Below are 17,215 nucleotides of genomic sequence, written 5' to 3'. Positions count from 1 at the left end.
TTATACCATGAAAGTTGGTTTATTATTCAAGAATTAAGCGAATCAATTTTGAAATTCCTAAATCAAGAACAGCAAAGAATGCTGCGAAAAAAACAACAGTAGATAAAACGGTAACAGTAGAACGAGTCAGCTCACTGCGCTTTGGCCAGCTAACTTTTCTCATTTCGCGTAAAACATCACTGAAGAACTTCGTTATGCGTTGCATATCTGTAACCCCCAAAATCTAAAAATAACTGCAAAGATCTATCTAAATTATTTTGTTTCCCTGTGGATTGTATGGGTGGCGCAGGTTTTACAGAATTTTTTCAATTCCAATCTTTCTGTTTGCTCCTGCTTGCTGATGGTCGAATAATTCCTAGAGCCACAATCAGCACATGCAAGAATTACTTTTTTACTCATATTCGACACCTTCAAACAAATTTCTTTTACATCCTCCAAAATGTAACATGACCCCTCATTAAAGTCAATAACATTGGGAGCGGATTCACAAGAACGCCATTTCCTCTTTTTGCTAATTTATAGTGAGAATTCACGAATTTCTAAATATCGTTCCAGTTTCCGTTTCACGCGTTGTAGTGCGTTATCAATGGATTTTACGTGACGATTTAGCTCTTCAGAAATCTCCTGATAGGATTGGCCGTCTAAGTAGAGAGCCAGTACCTTTCTTTCTAAATCGCTTAATAATTCAGTCATTTTAATCTCTATGTGATCAAATTCTTCTTGATTAATAATCAATTCTTCCGGGTCCAATACCTTAGCACCAGATAAGACATCCATCAGCGTACGATCAGACTCTTCATCATAGATAGGCTTGTCCAGAGATACATAAGAGTTTAACGGAATGTGTTTCTGCCTGGTTGCGGTCTTAATGGCTGTAATAATCTGACGTGTGATACACAGCTCAGCAAATGCTTTAAAGGAGGTAAGCTTGTCCTCACGGAAGTCACGAATGGCCTTATACAGCCCTATCATGCCTTCTTGGACAATATCTTCCTTATCCGCTCCAATTAAAAAATAGGATCTTGCTTTTGCACGTACAAAATTACGATACTTATGGATTAAATAATCCAACGCTTCACTATCACCTTGGTGCACTAAATCGACTATTTCCTCATCTTCCATTACGAAAAAATGTTCGTTGACCTTTGTCCCGAAGTCCGTACTCAAGTAGATCCCCTCCACCGAACAAGCATAGATACTAATAGTATACATTAGAAAATTTTTGAAGTCTATCGCTCATTTCTGTCCTCTGCGCCATTTTTCAAAAATTTCTGCCAGTTCATCACTAATCGGTATTTTGGTTACGGGTTTTTTTTCTTGAATCTTCTTTACTTTCTTCTCAATTCCCTTTTCTATCGATGACATTTCTATTAGCAGTTCACGAGCGGATTTTCTTAAGGCACCTTGTCCAAAAATGGCCCATTGCTCTGTGAAATCGGATGTTGCCACATGGATTTGCGTCCTTCGATTATTCAGACTAATAGCCATTTTTTCAATCCGCTCATCTGCCGTTTCATTTTCTTTTGTAAAAATCACTTCTACCTTGTGATTGTTATACTTTTTTTCTGTTCCTTGAACATAATGGGCATCAAATACAACAATGACGCGGAAACCAGAGAACGCTTGATATTCGGCCATTCTTTCCACCAAGCGATCCCGTGCAGCAGGTAGATCCCGATCCTTCAATTCCCTAAGCTCTGGCCATGCTCCGATAATGTTATATCCGTCGACAAGCAGGATATCCATAAACTACCTCTCGAGAGGATGTCGTTTTCGATATACCTCATACATAAGCAAAGAGGCAGCTACAGAAGCATTTAAAGACGTTACTTTTCCTGCCATTGGCAAATGAATGAGAAAATCGCATTTATCCCGGATCAGTCGACCCATACCTTTTCCTTCGCTTCCAATAACTAAGCCGAGAGGGAGTGTGCCATCTAGCTGACGATAATCCGACTCTCCCTTAGCATCGGTTCCAGCAATCCACAATCCTCGTTCCTTTAATTCATCAATCGTACGTGCCATGTTCGTTATACGTGCCACTGGTATATATTCAATTGCTCCTGTGGAAGCCTTGGCCACGGTCGCTGTTAAGCCTACAGCCCTGCGTTTTGGAATAATAATCCCGTGGGCACCTACCGCATCTGCTGTCCGCATAATTGATCCGAGGTTATGAGGATCCTCAATTTCATCCAACAATAAAAAGAAAGGAGTTTCATTCTTCTTTTCTGCTGCGGCAAACAAATCATCGATTTCAGCATATTGATAGGCTGCTACATAGGCTAAAACTCCTTGATGATTTTCATCCGATATTTGGTCGATTTTTTTCTTTGGTACAAACTGAACAAGCACATTGGCTTCTTTTGCCAATTGGGTAATTTGCTGCATTTGACCGCGCTGTGACCCTTCAGCAATTAATATTTTATTAATATCCCTTTCCGACTTTAGGGCTTCTATGACTGGATTTTTTCCAACGATGTATTCCTGGCTCATTCAACAGTACCTCCTTTCTGTTCTTCTACATAGGAAAATGCTCTTTTAATTAACTCTTCTAACCGCTCATTATAACCTTGTAAAAATAAATATCCCATTAATGCTTCGAAGGCCGTGCTGTATCGATACGTTTGAACATCTGTGTTTTTGGGAACAGTGCCTGATTTCGCATTTCTGCCGCGCATGACTACGGCCAATTCCTCCTCAGTAAGGAGCTGGTCATTCATCATTTGAAAGAGAATATGACACTGGGCCTTCGCCGATACGTATTTGGTTCCAGCACGGTGTAAATGATTTGGTCTTACCTTCCCACTATAGAGAAGGTGACGTCTAACATACGTTTCAAAGACCGCATCCCCCATGTAGGCAAGTGCAAGGCTATTTAATTGTTTGGCGTCAACTGTTTCATCATAGTCAAGCATGCATTAGCCCCTTTTCCATCTGGTTCCTTGTGGCGTGTCCTCTAGAATAATATTCATTTCCTTCAGCTGGTCTCTAATTTGATCAGATAATTGGAAATTACGATCCTTCCTTGCCTGGTTTCTCTTTTCAATCAGCGCATCGATTTCTGCGTCCAGTAATTCTTCACTTTCTAGCGTTAGCCCTAATACTTGGAATAATTCTTGGAATTGAGCTGTAAATGCATCAATCACTGCTACCGATGTATTTTTCTCTAAAAGATAATAATTTGCAAGTTTGGAGAGATCAAACAATACAGAAATGGCTTTTGCTGTGTTAAAGTCATCATCCATTGCCTCAATAAATTGCTCTTTTGCTGATGCAATCTTATCGAGCCACTCTTGATTATTATCAGTTAAATCCGTGCTTGCTTCTTTACGGTGCTTCAAGTTTTGATAAGAAGTTGTTAACCGTTCAAATGCCGCTTTCGTGCTCTCCAATAATTCTTCACTGTAGTTGATTGGGTTGCGGTAGTGAACCGATAACATAAAAAATCGTAACACTTGTGGATTATGCTTCTTAATAATGTCATGTACTAGTACGAAGTTACCAAGTGACTTTGACATTTTTTCATTATCGATATTGATATAACCGTTGTGCATCCAGTACCGTGAGAATAACTTTCCAGAAAGTGCTTCCGATTGAGCAATTTCATTTTCATGATGCGGGAAGGTTAAGTCCTGTCCGCCAGCATGAATGTCAATCGTTTCACCGAGATACTTTTTGGCCATTGCTGAGCATTCAATATGCCAGCCTGGTCTGCCAAGTCCCCATGGGCTTTCCCAGAAGATTTCTCCTTCCTTCGCTGCTTTCCACAACGCAAAGTCTAGATTATCTTGTTTTTTATCCCCGACTTCAATCCTAGCACCCACTCGTAATTCATCAATGGATTGATGAGAGAGCTTGCCATAATCATTAAAGCGTCTGGTACGGAAATAAACATCCCCTTCGGATTCATACGCATAGCCTTTTTCAATTAATTGGTCGATAAATTCAATAATAATGTCCATATTTTCCATCACACGTGGATGAACATCTGCCTTATGGCACCCTAAGGCTGTTACATCTTCAAAATAAGCGTTAATAAACCGGTCAGCAATCGTCGGTACATCTTCCCCTAATTGATTAGCCGCACGAATCAGTTTATCATCTACATCTGTAAAATTAGAAACGTATTGAACATCGTAACTGCGATATTCTAAATAGCGTCTTACCGTATCAAAGACAATTGCCGGGCGTGCATTTCCTATATGGATATAATTATAAACGGTCGGACCGCATACATACATTTTCACTTTTCCTTCTTCTAGCGGTACAAATGTTTCTTTTTTCCGAGACAAGGTATTATAAATTTGAATTGCCATTTACTTCAATCCTTTCATTTCTTAATCCTTCTAATTCCTGTTTCAATTGGGTTAGCTCGCTTTCCATTTCCTTTAGACGATCAGCAATTGGATCCGGCATGTCACAGTGGTTTAAATCTTTCCCCTTATTGATTCTCTTTCCATCCTGAATAACCACTCTTCCAGGTACTCCAACGACTGTGGAATTCGGTGGTACTTCTTTTAAAACAACAGATCCTGCACCAATCTTTGAATTTTCTCCGATTGTTATGGAACCAAGAACCTTTGCACCTGTTGCAATGAGTGCATTATCTTTAATCGTAGGATGCCGCTTCCCTTTCTCTTTACCCGTTCCACCTAGGGTAACACCTTGAAACACCGTTACGTTATCACCAATTTCACATGTTTCTCCGATTACTACACCCATACCGTGGTCAATAAAAAATCTTCTCCCGATTTTTGCTCCAGGGTGAATTTCAATTCCGGTAAAAAACCGGCTCACTTGGGATATAACCCTGGCAATGAAAAATAACTTTCGCTTAAAAAAAGCGTGTGCAAGCCGATGAGCCCAAATGGCATGTAAGCCAGAGTAGGTTAAAATCACTTCTAAATAACTTCTTGCTGCAGGATCTTGTTCAAAAACAACCTCAATATCTTCTTTCATCATTTTGAACATTGCCATTCCTCCCCCTTATTTTAGCTTATCGCTAATAAAATAGACTGTGTTAAAGAACAGTGTTGATTTTTACACCCTGTTGATTGGAGCGGAAGGCACGAAGACTCCTGTGGGAGTATGGTTCAGGGGAGACCCCGCAGGCGCAAGCGCCGAGGAGGCTCGCCGAAACACCCACGGAAAGCGAAGTGCCTGGAGCGGAAATCAACAGGCAAGTTTAACAGAGCCTTAAAATAAAAAAGCGCCCCTGTCATAACGACAGAGACGCTTGTGCGTGGTTCCACTCTGATTAGGCAGTTAGATTTATACATTCTTCCTTTTTTCTATATGAGAAAAATGGTAGAGCTAAGATGCCTCACTCTTACTTGTTAACGGATGGTTCCGCCCATATCTACTAGAGTTGACTCTTTCGATACGGGGCTCAGAGGGGCACTTCAAAAAATGAGGGGCCTAAACCACTTTCAGCCGGTGATGGTTTTCTCTTTAAAGCATCATTTTTTTACTTTTCCTCTTCTACGCTTTTGAAATTATTAAATTATTTATACTTACTATATTACATTTTTATCTCAATGTTAACCAATAATTTGATTAATTCTCATTTGGACCTTTTGTTTTCCTAAAAGCTCAATCGCTTGAGGAAGATCTGGTCCATGTGTCTGCCCTGTTACAGCTGCACGGATCGGCATAAAAAGATTTTTTCCTTTTTGACCTGTAGACTTTTGTACAGCTTTCATCGCTGACTTTATGCCTTCGGCTTTAAAGTTTTCTAATTGATCCAGCTCAGCGGAAAATGCCTTTAATACTTCAGGAACTGTTTCTCCTGTTAGAATTTCCTTCGCATCTTCTTCGTATTCAGCCTCGTCTTTAAAGAACATGTCTGAAAGTTCAACAACTTCAGCACCAAAGCTCATTTTTTCCTGTAGAAGTGCAATTAGTCCCCTTACCCATTCATGCTGTTCATCAGTCATACCTTCACTTATACGACCAGCTTTGATTAAGTGCGGCAAGGATAGTTCGACTACTCTGTCTAACTTTACTTTTTTCATGTATTGATTGTTCATCCAAGTAAGCTTTTGCTTATCAAATAATGCCGGTGACTTAGAAAGTCGATCCGCATCAAATATTTCAATAAACTCTTCTTTAGAATATAACTCTTCTTCACCAGCCGGTGACCAGCCAAGTAAAGTGATAAAGTTAAATAGTGCTTCTGGAAGATACCCTAATTCCTCATATTGCTCAATGAACTGAATAATGGATTCATCACGTTTGCTTAGCTTTTTACGGCTTTCATTCACAATTAATGTCATGTGTCCAAAGACCGGAGGCTCCCAGCCAAGTGCCTCATATACCATTAACTGTTTTGGCGTATTAGAAATATGATCGTCACCACGTAGTACGTGTGAAATCTTCATGAGGTAATCGTCGATTGTTACCGCAAAGTTATAGGTTGGAGTGCCATCCTTTTTAATGATTACCCAATCACCCATTCCCTCTGATTCAAAGGAAACCGTACCTTTTACCATATCGTCAAAAGTGTAGGTTTTTCCCTCAGGAACAGCAATTCGTATGCTTGGCTTGCGGCCTTCACTCTCTAAACGTTCACGGTCCTCTGGAGTTAAATGGCGGCACTTACCGGAATAATGAGGAGTTTCTCCTCTTTCTGTTTGTGCCTCACGCTCTGTCTCCAGCTCATCTTCTGTACAATAACATTTATATGCATGGCCGTTCTCTAGTAATTGCTTGTAATAAGTTTCATAAATATCATTTCTTTCGGATTGACGATAAGGGCCGTATTCTCCACCGACATCGACACTTTCATCCCAATCCATGCCAAGCCATTTTAAATATTTAAGCTGGCTTTCTTCTCCACCCTCTATATTCCGCTTTTTATCCGTATCTTCAATCCGGATAATAAATTTCCCTTGCTTGCTGCGTGCAAACAAATAATTGAATAATGCGGTACGGGCATTTCCAATATGTAAATGTCCAGTAGGACTTGGAGCATATCTTACACGAACTTCGTTTGACATTTGTACATGGCCTCCGTGCTCAATTAATATAGTTTCAATTGACTATTCTATCACTGTATAGGATTTCAATAAAGACCTATTCATTTACCTTCTTCAATAAAACTACAGCTTGTGAGGCAATCCCTTCTCCTCTGCCGGTAAAGCCTAGTTTTTCTGTGGTCGTTGCCTTTACATTGACTTGCTCTGGTGAGGCTTCTAACAATTCGGCAATTCGTTCACGCATTTGCTCAATATAAGGAGCCATTTTCGGTTTTTGTGCGATAATCGTGCAATCTGCATTCACAAGCTCGTACCCTTTGTCTTTTACTAGCTTCCAAACATGTGCCATCAGCTTGGCTGAGTCAGCATCCTTGAAATTGGGATCCGTATCAGGGAAATGCTTACCAATATCACCTTCTCCAATTGCACCAAGGCATGCATCGGAAACAGTATGTAATAATACATCTGCATCTGAATGACCTAAAAGGCCTCTTTCATATGGAATGGTAATTCCCCCTATGATTAGCGGTCGTCCTTCTGTTAATTGGTGGACATCAAATCCCTGGCCAATTCGAAACATTTAACAAAACTCCTTTTCTCTCTTTTTCAGTATCGCCTCAGCGAAGAATAAATCCTCTGGTGTAGTTAGTTTAATATTGTCGTAATCACCTTCTACCATAGCAACCGGTTGATGTAATCGTTCAACTAAACTCGCATCATCTGTTCCAACAAAGGCATCTATTTTTGCTTTTTCGTATGCCTCTTGCAATATCGAAATACGAAAAGCTTGTGGGGTTTGTACAGCCCACAAGCTTGAACGTTCGACGGTTTCCACTATGACACCCTCTTGTACCTTTTTCATGGTGTCTTTAGCTGGTACTCCAATAATCGCCGCACCTGTTTCATGCGCCTTTTCAGTTAAACGTTGGATTTGCCCTTTTTGAATAAAGGGACGTGCAGCATCATGAACAAGAATAATTCCATCGTTTTTGACTGTTTGGAGGGCATTATAAATGCTATGCTGACGTTCCTCTCCACCTGGCACCAAGTTGATTACCTTCGTTACGTTATACTTATTTAGTAATCCTTTACATTCCATTTCATCCTGGGGGTTAATAGCTATGATCATCCCCGTGCAAGCTTCATCCTCTTCAAATACCTTTAAAGTATGGATGAGCACCGGTACTCCATTAAGCTCTAATAAAAGCTTATTTTTCCCTGCTCCCATTCTTTTTCCCTGACCTGCAGCCGGGATAATGACTTGGTAAGTCATAAAAAAACCCCACTCTATTTATGCTTTTTCTTTTAGGCTTTGTTAAACTTGTCTGTTGATTCCCGCTCCAAGCACGAGCGGTTCGTGGGTGTTTCGGCGAGCCTCCTCGGCGCTTGCGCCTGCGGGGTCTCCCCTGAACCATACTCCCACAGGAGTCTTCGCGCCTTCCGCTCCAATCAACAGTGTAAAGAAAATCACATTGTTCTTTTACACAGCCTTCTTTTAAAGTGCCTTTTCTAATAATTTCGGTTTGGCGAAGATCATACGGCCGGCAGAGGTTTGAAGCACACTTGTTACGAGAACTTCGATTCTCTTTCCAATATATTCTCTCCCTTCTTCCACTACAATCATCGTTCCATCGTCTAAATAAGCAACGCCCTGGTGATATTCCTTACCGTCCTTGATCACCTGAACTGTCAACTCTTCACCTGGAAGAACAACCGGTTTCACTGCGTTTGCTAAATCGTTGATATTTAAAACAGTCACGTTCTGTAATTCACACACTTTATTTAGATTAAAATCATTTGTAACAAGAATACCATTTGTTAATTTCGCTAGTTTCACTAGTTTTGAGTCTACTTCACTTATTTCTTCAAAATCTCCCTCGTATATCTCAACTTTAATGGCGAGTTCTTTTTGAATTCGGTTTAAAATATCCAAGCCTCGTCTACCACGGTTTCGTTTAAGAACATCAGAAGAATCAGCAATATGCTGTAATTCCTCGAGTACGAACTGAGGAATGACAATCGTCCCTTCTAAAAATCCAGTCTGGCAAATATCAGCTACCCGGCCATCAATAATGACGCTTGTATCTAATATTTTTAATGCCTTGCCAGCTGCCTTTTCTGCTTCTTCATCGCCCGCTTTTTTCTTATGACCACGGTTTCCAAACAGCCCTAATAGCTCATCCCGTTTCTTAAAGCCTACTTGGAATCCAAGGTAGCCAAACAATAAGGTTAACAAAATAGGAGCAACCGCATTTAAAATTGGCACTTGAACAGCATTTAGCGCAAAGCCAACTAAAAAGGCAACAAATAACCCAAAAATAAGGCCCAAACTACCAAAAAGGACATCCGTCACAGGAACTTTTACTAACGAATCTTCCGCCCATTTAATAAAATTAAAGACGTAATCTACTGCCCAAAAGGTAATAAGATAAAAAATAATAGCCCCTAACATAGCAATAACATAAGAGTTATTAATCACTGGAATGTCATTTATATGAAGAAGTCTGAACAATTCCGGTAATAACAATATTCCTAGCGTACCTCCCATAATGAGGAAGCATGCCTGCACAATACGTTTTAACATTCCTTCACCTCCTCTAATTCATTATAAACATTTTCTTAAAATTGAAACGTTAATTTGATGATTATTTTTCCAAAATGTAAATCGTTTGAAATATATTCGTTATGAGAAAAGGAATAATGATTACTTCCCATAGGTTAGCACTGGAAAAATCCATTGTCAAACAATTGGAAATCCTACTATCTCTCTATTTATCCTTATAGATGACGATCGGTATATAGGCGATCTTTTACTAATTTAAACCCTTCTTTGATCTTTTTAGCCCGAACTTCCCCAATCCCTTCCACTTCATCTAGCTCTTCTACTGTTGCCATCATAATTTTTGATAGCTCCCCAAAGCTGCTAATCAAGTTTTCAATAATGATGGACGGCAGTCTCGGAATTTTATGAAGGATGCGATAGCCACGCGGTTTCTTATTTTCTTCCAAATGAACATAACCAAGGTAGCCCATTAATTTTAATAAAACCGTATCCTCGATATTTCCACTGGCAGTCATTGCCTGCATTCTCTGCAAAACCTCACGGGCCTTAATATCCCGTTCAAATGCATAATCTTTAATAATTAAGAGTGTTTCTTCTTCTAATTCCATTAATATTTCATTCATCTGCAATCGAATGAGCCGTCCTTCTGTTCCAAGTTCATGCAGAAAGGAAAATAGTTCATTTTTTATCTTTAACACCATTTCAAACCGATGAAGAACAAGCAAGAAATCGTTATAGGTAACCGACTCCTCAAATTCAAGAATACTTAGGTTTGTTATACTCTGCTCCAGCACTACCTTATACTTTTCTAGCGTCTGAATCGCTTGGTTCGCTTTTGTTAAGATGACGGAGATATCTTTTAACGAATAGCGGAAATTACCTTGGTAAAGCGTAATGACATTTCTTCTTTGTGAAATGGCAATGACAAGTGATTTCGTTTGTCTAGCTACTCGTTCAGCCGTACGATGACGCATGCCTGTTTCGGTCGAGGCTATTTCTGAATTGGGGGCAAGCTGGGCATTAGCAAAAAGAATCTTATTTCCTAATTCATTTAAAATAATAGCACCATCCATTTTTGCTAATTCATATAAAAAGCTTGGTGAAAAGGGACAATTGATCTCAAAACCGCCATCGACAATACTTTTCACCTTGTCATTGTATCCCACGACAATCAGCCCGCCCGTATTTGCTCTTAGAACATTCTCAATCCCCTCGCGAATAGGTGTCCCTGGTGCAATAAACTGTAATACCTCATTTATTGATTGTTCACCAAGCTTTTTATTTTCCATCTACTACCCTCCCAACGCCGCTTTGAGTGCCTCACTAACGGAAGATACGCCTATTAGTTGGACTCCCTCCGGTGCCTTCCAGCCTCCTAAATTGTTTGCAGGTAAAATCACTCGTTCAAAACCTAATTTTGCGGCTTCTTGAACGCGCTGCTCAATTCTTGAAACCCTTCTTACTTCACCCGTTAGCCCGACCTCGCCAATAATACAGTCAGTCGGTCTTGTTGGCTTATCTCTAAAACTGGAAGCAATACTTACCGCAACAGCTAAATCGATCGCAGGTTCATCTAATTTGACGCCCCCTGCAACTTTTAAATAGGCATCCTGATTCTGCAAAAGCATACCCACTCTCTTTTCTAAAACCGCCATTAACAGTGGTACACGGTTATGGTCAATACCCGTTGCCATTCTTCGCGGGTTACCAAAGCTAGTTGGAGAAATTAACGCTTGAATTTCAACTAGCACAGGCCGTGTCCCTTCCATCGAGGCCACTACGGTTGAACCTGCCGCTCCACGGGAACGTTCTTCCAGGAAAATTTCCGATGGGTTCTCTACTTCATCGAGGCCAAATTCCTTCATTTCAAAGATACCCATTTCATTGGTTGAGCCAAAGCGATTCTTCACAGCCCGTAAAATCCGATAGGTGTGATGTCTTTCCCCTTCAAAATAAAGAACAGTATCCACCATGTGCTCTAACAACCTAGGCCCCGCAATAGACCCTTCCTTTGTCACATGACCCACGATAAAAATAGCAATCCCTTTGGTTTTGCCAATTCTCATTAATTCAGAAGTACATTCACGAACCTGCGATACACTACCTGGTGCTGATGTCACATCTGGATGGAAAATGGTTTGGATTGAGTCAATAATAACAAAGCTAGGATTTGTACTTTCAATGGTGCGGTTAATTTCATCAAGATTGGTCTCTGAGTATACAAATAGGTTTTCAGATGCAATACCTAATCGTTCCGCACGGAGCTTTGTCTGCCTCATTGACTCCTCACCAGATATGTATAATACCTGATTCCCTTTAATAGCTAACTGCGAAGAAACTTGCAGCAAGAGGGTCGATTTCCCGATTCCCGGGTCTCCCCCTATTAAAACCAATGAACCCTTAACCACTCCACCGCCAAGTACACGATTCAGTTCATTTAAGTCAGTTAATATTCTCGGTTCATTTTCCATCTCAATAGATGTAATAGGCATTGGTTTGGTTAAGATATTTGAACCGCTTGGAGAATGGGCAAACGCTCCTCTTCTTGTTGTACCCGTTACTTCAACCTCTTCAACCATCGAATTCCATTGTCCGCAGCCTGGACATTTTCCCATCCACTTGGGAGACTCATATCCGCACTCCTGACACATAAACTTTGTTTTTCGTTTTGCCATCGTTTTTCTTCTACCTTTCCATAAACCCCAAAAATGAAAAAAGAGGTACACGGTTGGACTTTATTCACGTGTACCTCTGCTTGACCATATCAAACTAAATGATTCAGTGATGGAGATGGTCTATTTTACTAAACTAGTTTTTTCAGCCATTCTTACGACAAACTCACCATCAACTACATCAATGATAGCATGCTGACCTGTTAATAAAGTGCCTTTTAACAGCTCTTCAGAAAGACGGTCTTCAATATGCTTTTGAATCGCTCTGCGTAACGGTCTTGCCCCATATTCTGGGTCATACCCTTCTTGGGAAATTTTCCCCCTAGCGGCAGCTGTTAATTCTAGCGAAATATTTTGTTCATTTAGACGCTTAATTAATTGATCAGATAGCAATGTAACGATCTCATCCAAATGCTTCTTCTCTAACGCATGGAAAACAATGATTTCATCAATCCGGTTCAAGAATTCAGGACGGAAGGCTTTCTTTAGCTCTTCCATTACTTTACCCTTCATGTCTTTGTAATCCTGCTCGCCATCCTGGATATTAAAGCCCACATACTTGTTTCGCTTCAGGGCTTCCGCACCAACGTTGGATGTCATAATGAGAACTGTATTTCTGAAATCCACTGTTCTTCCTTTTGAATCTGTTAAACGGCCATCTTCAAGGACTTGAAGGAGAATATTAAACACATCTGGATGTGCCTTTTCAATCTCATCAAGCAGAATAACAGAGTATGGTTTCCGGCGGACCTTTTCAGTTAATTGACCACCTTCCTCATAGCCGACATATCCTGGAGGTGAACCTACAAGTCTAGAGGTAGAGTGCTTCTCCATATATTCAGACATATCGATCCGAATCATCGCATCCTCGTCACCAAACATCGCCTCAGCAAGGGCACGCGCCAATTCCGTTTTACCCACTCCAGTAGGTCCAAGGAAAACAAAGGAACCAATAGGGCGCTTTGGATCTTTTAATCCGGCTCTAGCACGACGTACCGCTTTTGAAACAGCAATGACTGCTTCCTCTTGGCCAATGACACGGGAATGCAGTAATTCCTCTAAATTAAGTAACTTAGCTGTTTCTGTTTCCGCAAGCTTAGAGACAGGTACTCCCGTCCAGCTCGATACCACAGTTGCAATATCCTCTACTGTTACTTCATTGTTTTCTTTTCCTTGCTTTTCCTTCCACGTCTTCTTCGTTTCTTCTAACTGTTCGCGAAGACGCTGCTCTGTATCTCTTAGTGACGCAGCCTTTTCAAACTCCTGACTTTGTACTGCCGCATCTTTTTCCTTACGTACTTCATCGAGCTTGACCTCTAATTCTTTTAAATTTGGAGGTGTCGTATAGGAACGGAGTCGTACCTTTGAGCCAGCTTCGTCGATTAAATCAATCGCCTTATCAGGCAGGAATCGGTCGGAAATATAACGGTCAGAAAGCTTAACTGCTGCTTCAATTGCTTCATCCGTAATCGAAACACGGTGGTGAGCCTCATATCGGTCACGCAAGCCTTGTAAAATTTGAACAGATTCTTCAGCTGTTGGCTCATCCACACGAATCGGCTGGAAACGGCGTTCTAGTGCAGCATCTTTTTCAATGTATTTTCGATATTCATCAAGCGTGGTCGCTCCGATACACTGAAGTTCGCCGCGTGCAAGCGATGGCTTTAATATATTGGATGCATCAATCGCACCTTCTGCGCCTCCTGCCCCAATTAATGTGTGGAGCTCATCAATAAACAAGATGATATTCCCTGCTTGGCGGATTTCATCCATGACTTTTTTCAAACGGTCTTCAAATTCTCCGCGGTATTTGGTTCCGGCAACAACCGTTCCCATGTCTAGTGTCATTACACGCTTATCTCGAAGAATTTCAGGTACCTCATTGTTTACAATTTGCTGGGCAAGACCTTCAGCAATCGCTGTTTTACCTACACCTGGTTCACCAATTAAAACTGGATTGTTCTTTGTCCGGCGGCTAAGAACTTCAATGACACGCTGTATTTCTTTACTGCGGCCGATAACAGGATCCAGGCTGCCTTCACGGGCAATGGAGGTTAAATCTCGAGCAAGGCTATCAAGTGTTGGTGTATTCGCACTAACAGATGCTCCGCCCTGATGTCCCCCAGATTCATTACTTCCTAATAATTGAAGAACCTGCTGACGGGCTTTATTTAAGCTTACACCCAAGTTATTAAGTACTCGAGCAGCTACTCCTTCTCCTTCACGAATCAATCCCAGAAGGATATGCTCTGTACCCACATAAGAATGTCCTAGCTTTCTTGCCTCATCCATCGATAATTCGATGACCTTTTTCGCTCTAGGCGTATAGTGAATCGTTTGAGAAGCTTCTTGTCCTTTGCCAATTAAAGTTTCTACTTCCTTCTGAATTTTATCAGAACCTAATCCAAGACCATAAAGTGCTTTTGCTGCAATCCCTTCACCTTCTCGAACTAAGCCTAGCAAAATATGCTCTGTTCCAATATTGTTGTGTCCAAGGCGAATTGCTTCCTCTTGTGCTAATGCAAGAACCTTTTGTGCTCTTTCAGTAAAACGGCCGAACATCATATTCTCTTCCTCCTCACCTATTTTTGCTGTTCCATTTTAAGTCGTTCTCTAATTAAAGCTGCTCTCCTAATATCTCTTTCATGAGGTCTTAAAGGACCTCCGGCATATTGCTGGAGAAAACCTGGCTGTGTTAAAATCATTAATTCATTTAATATGGTTTTAGGCATGTTATCAATAAGGCCCATATCTATTCCAAGCCGTACATCAGATAAACACCTTGCTGCTTCCTTCGTTTCAATAATACGACTATTCGTTAGAACCCCCAACGAGCGGAAGACTCTGTCTTCTAATTGTATGTTCGAAGTTTTCCGTAATGCTTCCCTCGCAGACCTTTCTTGTGAGATGAGTTGGCTTACAACCCCTTTTAAGTCACGGCAGATGTCTACTTCTGATTTTCCAAGAGTAATTTGATTAGAGATTTGAAAAATATTACCTAGAGCTTCACTTCCCTCACCATAAATTCCTCGTACAACCAGCCCTAATTGGTTGATTGCTGGGATAATTCGATTAATTTGCTGCGTAAGGATTAACCCTGGCAAATGCATCATCACGGATGCCCGAAGGCCAGTTCCAACATTGGTAGGACAGCTTGTTAAATAGCCATACTGTTCATCAAACGCATATTGAATATTACTTTCTAGCCAATCATCTATTTCATTTGCAGCATCCAATGCTTCTGATAATTGCAAGCCTGGAAACAAGCATTGAATTCGGATATGATCCTCTTCATTTATCATTATACTAACTTCTTCATTTTCGGTTAAAAGAACGGCACCATATGGTGAATCCTCCGCCAGATTCGGACTAATTAAATGCTTTTCTACTAGTACTCTTTTTTGTAGAGGCTGCATACTGTCAACTTTTAACAGTTCCATCTGTCCGAACTTTTGTAAATCAGTCTTTTGAAAAATTCCCTCCAAATTTTCTATAATCTTTTTTGCTTCTTCATGTGAAAAAAGTGTTGGAAATTTATATGCGTCAAAGTTTCGGGCTAAGCGAATCCGTGAACTAAGGACAATATCCGAATCAGGTCCCTCTTCGCTCATCCAGGAACTAACTGCCTGATTAAGAAAACGTTCAAGCGACACGTTATTCCCCTCCCTCTTCGCTTCCATTTAATTGTTTCTCTAATGTGCGAATCTCATCGCGGATCTCCGCCGCTTTCTCAAATTCCTCGTGAGAGATGGCGTTCAGTAAATCATGTTTTAATTCATCAATTTGCTTACGGAGAAAGATACTGCCGCCAATTCGTTTTGGAATTTTACCATTATGTGTCCAGTTGCCACTATGCAACCTTCGTAATACAGGTTTTAGCTGTTCTTTAAATGTTTCATAGCAATACGCACATCCAAAGCGCCCAACTTTTAAAAACTGAGGAAATGTCATGGAGCAGTGTTCGCATTGAAGGATTTCTTCTTGATGGAAAGGGCTTTGATTGGGTTTTTGATATGAGTCAATATTGAGTAGGCCTGCTAATAAGTTATTAAAAGCAAATCCTGTTTCTCCACCAATCATAAACATTTCGCCCTTTTCCTGAGCACATTTTTCACAAAGATGCACTTCTGTTTTTTCACCATTAATGATTTTTGTAAAATGAAGTGCTGCAGGCCTTTGATTACATTCTTGGCAAATCATCTTTTCACCTCTCCAGCAGCAAAAATTATTTATATTTTAATGATGTTAACATAGCTTTTAGCATTCTCGCACGCAATTCATCTCGGTATGGAAGATCAATATATAATACTGAACGGTCGATTACACTTAACATAATTTTAGCTTCCCGATTCGTAATAATCTCTTCCTGAACCAGTCGTAAAATGACATCCTCTGCACTTGTTTGGCTAATGTGCTTTTGAATAAGTGAGAGCAGTTGTTCAATTAAGTGGGCCAAATCATGGGATTGAACCTTCATAATTCTGATGTATCCACCCCCACCTCTCTTGCTTTCGACAATATAGCCTCTTTCTATGGTAAAACGAGTGTTTATAACGTAATTAATTTGTGAAGGAACACATTGAAATTTATCAGCGATTTCACTTCGTTTAATTTCAACAAGATCTTCCTCACTCATTTCAAGGACTTGCTTTAAGTATTTTTCAATGATATCGGAGATGTTTCTCATCTTCCCACCCCCTATCTTTCTGACTTTGACTATCTTTGACTTTAATTATACTGAAAACTTTATGTAGATGCAACGATTCCCTACTAATGATTTTCCCCAAATCTCGCGGTTGCGAAACCTTTAATTGTTTAAAAAATTTCATGATTGGAGGTTTAGAATTTAGATAGTTTGGGTGTTGAGGGGATATTATCTTTTAATGATATACAAAAAAAGACAACCCATCAAAGGTTGTCTTTTTTTTTGCCTGGCAACGTCCTACTCTCACAGGGACTTTCGTCCCAACTACCATCGGCGCTGAGAAGCTTAACTTCCGTGT

18 protein-coding genes, 1 rRNA gene and 1 other annotated feature are annotated in these 17,215 nt (G+C 40.4%); all 19 genes read right to left on the bottom strand.

All coding sequences use genetic code 11. The features are described from left to right. Window positions 1-22: 22 nt before the first annotated feature. The gene (gene secE, locus AC3A54_RS22490) at window positions 23-205 is read right to left on the bottom strand and encodes a preprotein translocase subunit SecE (protein ID WP_308081579.1); all 183 of its coding nucleotides are present in this window, start codon (window positions 203-205) and stop codon (window positions 23-25) included. 47 nt (window positions 206-252) lie between these two features. Beyond that, window positions 253-399 (bottom strand): 50S ribosomal protein L33, encoded by a 147-nt coding sequence (gene rpmG, locus AC3A54_RS22485; protein ID WP_308081580.1) that lies wholly within the window; start codon window positions 397-399, stop codon window positions 253-255. A 117-nt stretch (window positions 400-516) separates the two neighbouring features. Beyond that, complete coding sequence (gene sigH / locus AC3A54_RS22480; RefSeq protein ID WP_335544677.1) at window positions 517-1,167, bottom strand: RNA polymerase sporulation sigma factor SigH; 651 nt, start codon at window positions 1,165-1,167, stop codon at window positions 517-519. A 69-nt stretch (window positions 1,168-1,236) separates the two neighbouring features. Next, on the bottom strand, window positions 1,237-1,746 hold the full coding sequence (locus AC3A54_RS22475) for an NYN domain-containing protein (protein ID WP_335544678.1): 510 nt from the start codon (window positions 1,744-1,746) through the stop codon (window positions 1,237-1,239). Between the two features lie 3 nt (window positions 1,747-1,749). Further along, entirely contained in the window at window positions 1,750-2,493 is a 744-nt protein-coding gene (gene rlmB / locus AC3A54_RS22470; RefSeq protein WP_487656306.1) for a 23S rRNA (guanosine(2251)-2'-O)-methyltransferase RlmB, read from the bottom strand. Next, window positions 2,490-2,915 (bottom strand): Mini-ribonuclease 3, encoded by a 426-nt coding sequence (locus AC3A54_RS22465; RefSeq protein WP_335544679.1) that lies wholly within the window; start codon window positions 2,913-2,915, stop codon window positions 2,490-2,492. Before AC3A54_RS22465 ends, rlmB begins: the two co-directional genes overlap by 4 nt. Window positions 2,916-2,918: 3 nt before the next feature. Further along, entirely contained in the window at window positions 2,919-4,316 is a 1,398-nt protein-coding gene (gene cysS, locus AC3A54_RS22460) for a cysteine--tRNA ligase (RefSeq protein WP_487656305.1), read from the bottom strand. After that, window positions 4,297-4,971, bottom strand: coding sequence for a serine O-acetyltransferase (cysE, locus tag AC3A54_RS22455; RefSeq protein ID WP_335544681.1), 675 nt, complete (start codon window positions 4,969-4,971; stop codon window positions 4,297-4,299). Before cysE ends, cysS begins: the two co-directional genes overlap by 20 nt. Before the next feature lie 254 nt (window positions 4,972-5,225). After that, window positions 5,226-5,493 (bottom strand) — a binding site (T-box leader). A 47-nt stretch (window positions 5,494-5,540) separates the two neighbouring features. Then, window positions 5,541-6,998 carry a glutamate--tRNA ligase gene (gltX, locus tag AC3A54_RS22450; RefSeq protein WP_487656304.1) on the bottom strand — a complete coding sequence of 486 codons (1,458 nt, stop codon included), beginning with the start codon at window positions 6,996-6,998 and terminating at the stop codon, window positions 5,541-5,543. Between the two features lie 76 nt (window positions 6,999-7,074). Then, on the bottom strand, window positions 7,075-7,557 hold the full coding sequence (gene ispF, locus AC3A54_RS22445; protein WP_335544683.1) for a 2-C-methyl-D-erythritol 2,4-cyclodiphosphate synthase: 483 nt from the start codon (window positions 7,555-7,557) through the stop codon (window positions 7,075-7,077). Then, the gene (ispD, locus tag AC3A54_RS22440; RefSeq protein WP_335544684.1) at window positions 7,558-8,250 is read right to left on the bottom strand and encodes a 2-C-methyl-D-erythritol 4-phosphate cytidylyltransferase; all 693 of its coding nucleotides are present in this window, start codon (window positions 8,248-8,250) and stop codon (window positions 7,558-7,560) included. 222 nt (window positions 8,251-8,472) lie between these two features. After that, window positions 8,473-9,561 carry a PIN/TRAM domain-containing protein gene (locus AC3A54_RS22435; protein ID WP_308081590.1) on the bottom strand — a complete coding sequence of 363 codons (1,089 nt, stop codon included), beginning with the start codon at window positions 9,559-9,561 and terminating at the stop codon, window positions 8,473-8,475. A gap of 194 nt (window positions 9,562-9,755) precedes the next feature. Continuing rightward, window positions 9,756-10,829 (bottom strand): DNA integrity scanning diadenylate cyclase DisA, encoded by a 1,074-nt coding sequence (disA, locus tag AC3A54_RS22430; protein ID WP_487656303.1) that lies wholly within the window; start codon window positions 10,827-10,829, stop codon window positions 9,756-9,758. A 3-nt stretch (window positions 10,830-10,832) separates the two neighbouring features. Next, entirely contained in the window at window positions 10,833-12,215 is a 1,383-nt protein-coding gene (gene radA / locus AC3A54_RS22425; RefSeq protein ID WP_335530507.1) for a DNA repair protein RadA, read from the bottom strand. Between the two features lie 120 nt (window positions 12,216-12,335). After that, window positions 12,336-14,777, bottom strand: coding sequence for an ATP-dependent protease ATP-binding subunit ClpC (gene clpC, locus AC3A54_RS22420; RefSeq protein ID WP_335544686.1), 2,442 nt, complete (start codon window positions 14,775-14,777; stop codon window positions 12,336-12,338). 17 nt (window positions 14,778-14,794) lie between these two features. Beyond that, window positions 14,795-15,865: a protein-arginine kinase McsB gene (gene mcsB, locus AC3A54_RS22415; RefSeq protein ID WP_335544687.1), complete on the bottom strand. Its 1,071-nt coding sequence runs from the start codon at window positions 15,863-15,865 to the stop codon at window positions 14,795-14,797. 1 nt (window position 15,866) lies between these two features. Next, a complete protein-coding gene (gene mcsA / locus AC3A54_RS22410) occupies window positions 15,867-16,412 on the bottom strand; it encodes a protein-arginine kinase activator protein McsA (RefSeq protein ID WP_487656302.1) in 546 nt (181 codons plus the stop codon). Window positions 16,413-16,437: 25 nt separating this feature from the next. Continuing rightward, entirely contained in the window at window positions 16,438-16,899 is a 462-nt protein-coding gene (locus tag AC3A54_RS22405; protein ID WP_308081596.1) for a CtsR family transcriptional regulator, read from the bottom strand. A gap of 242 nt (window positions 16,900-17,141) precedes the next feature. After that, window positions 17,142-17,215, bottom strand: a 5S ribosomal RNA gene (rrf, locus tag AC3A54_RS22400); the annotation flags it as partial.

This window comes from Neobacillus sp. Soil_C_43 (assembly GCF_057656715.1).
Note: the sequence above shows the minus strand (reverse complement) of the source record. Positions and strands in the feature narration are given on the sequence as shown.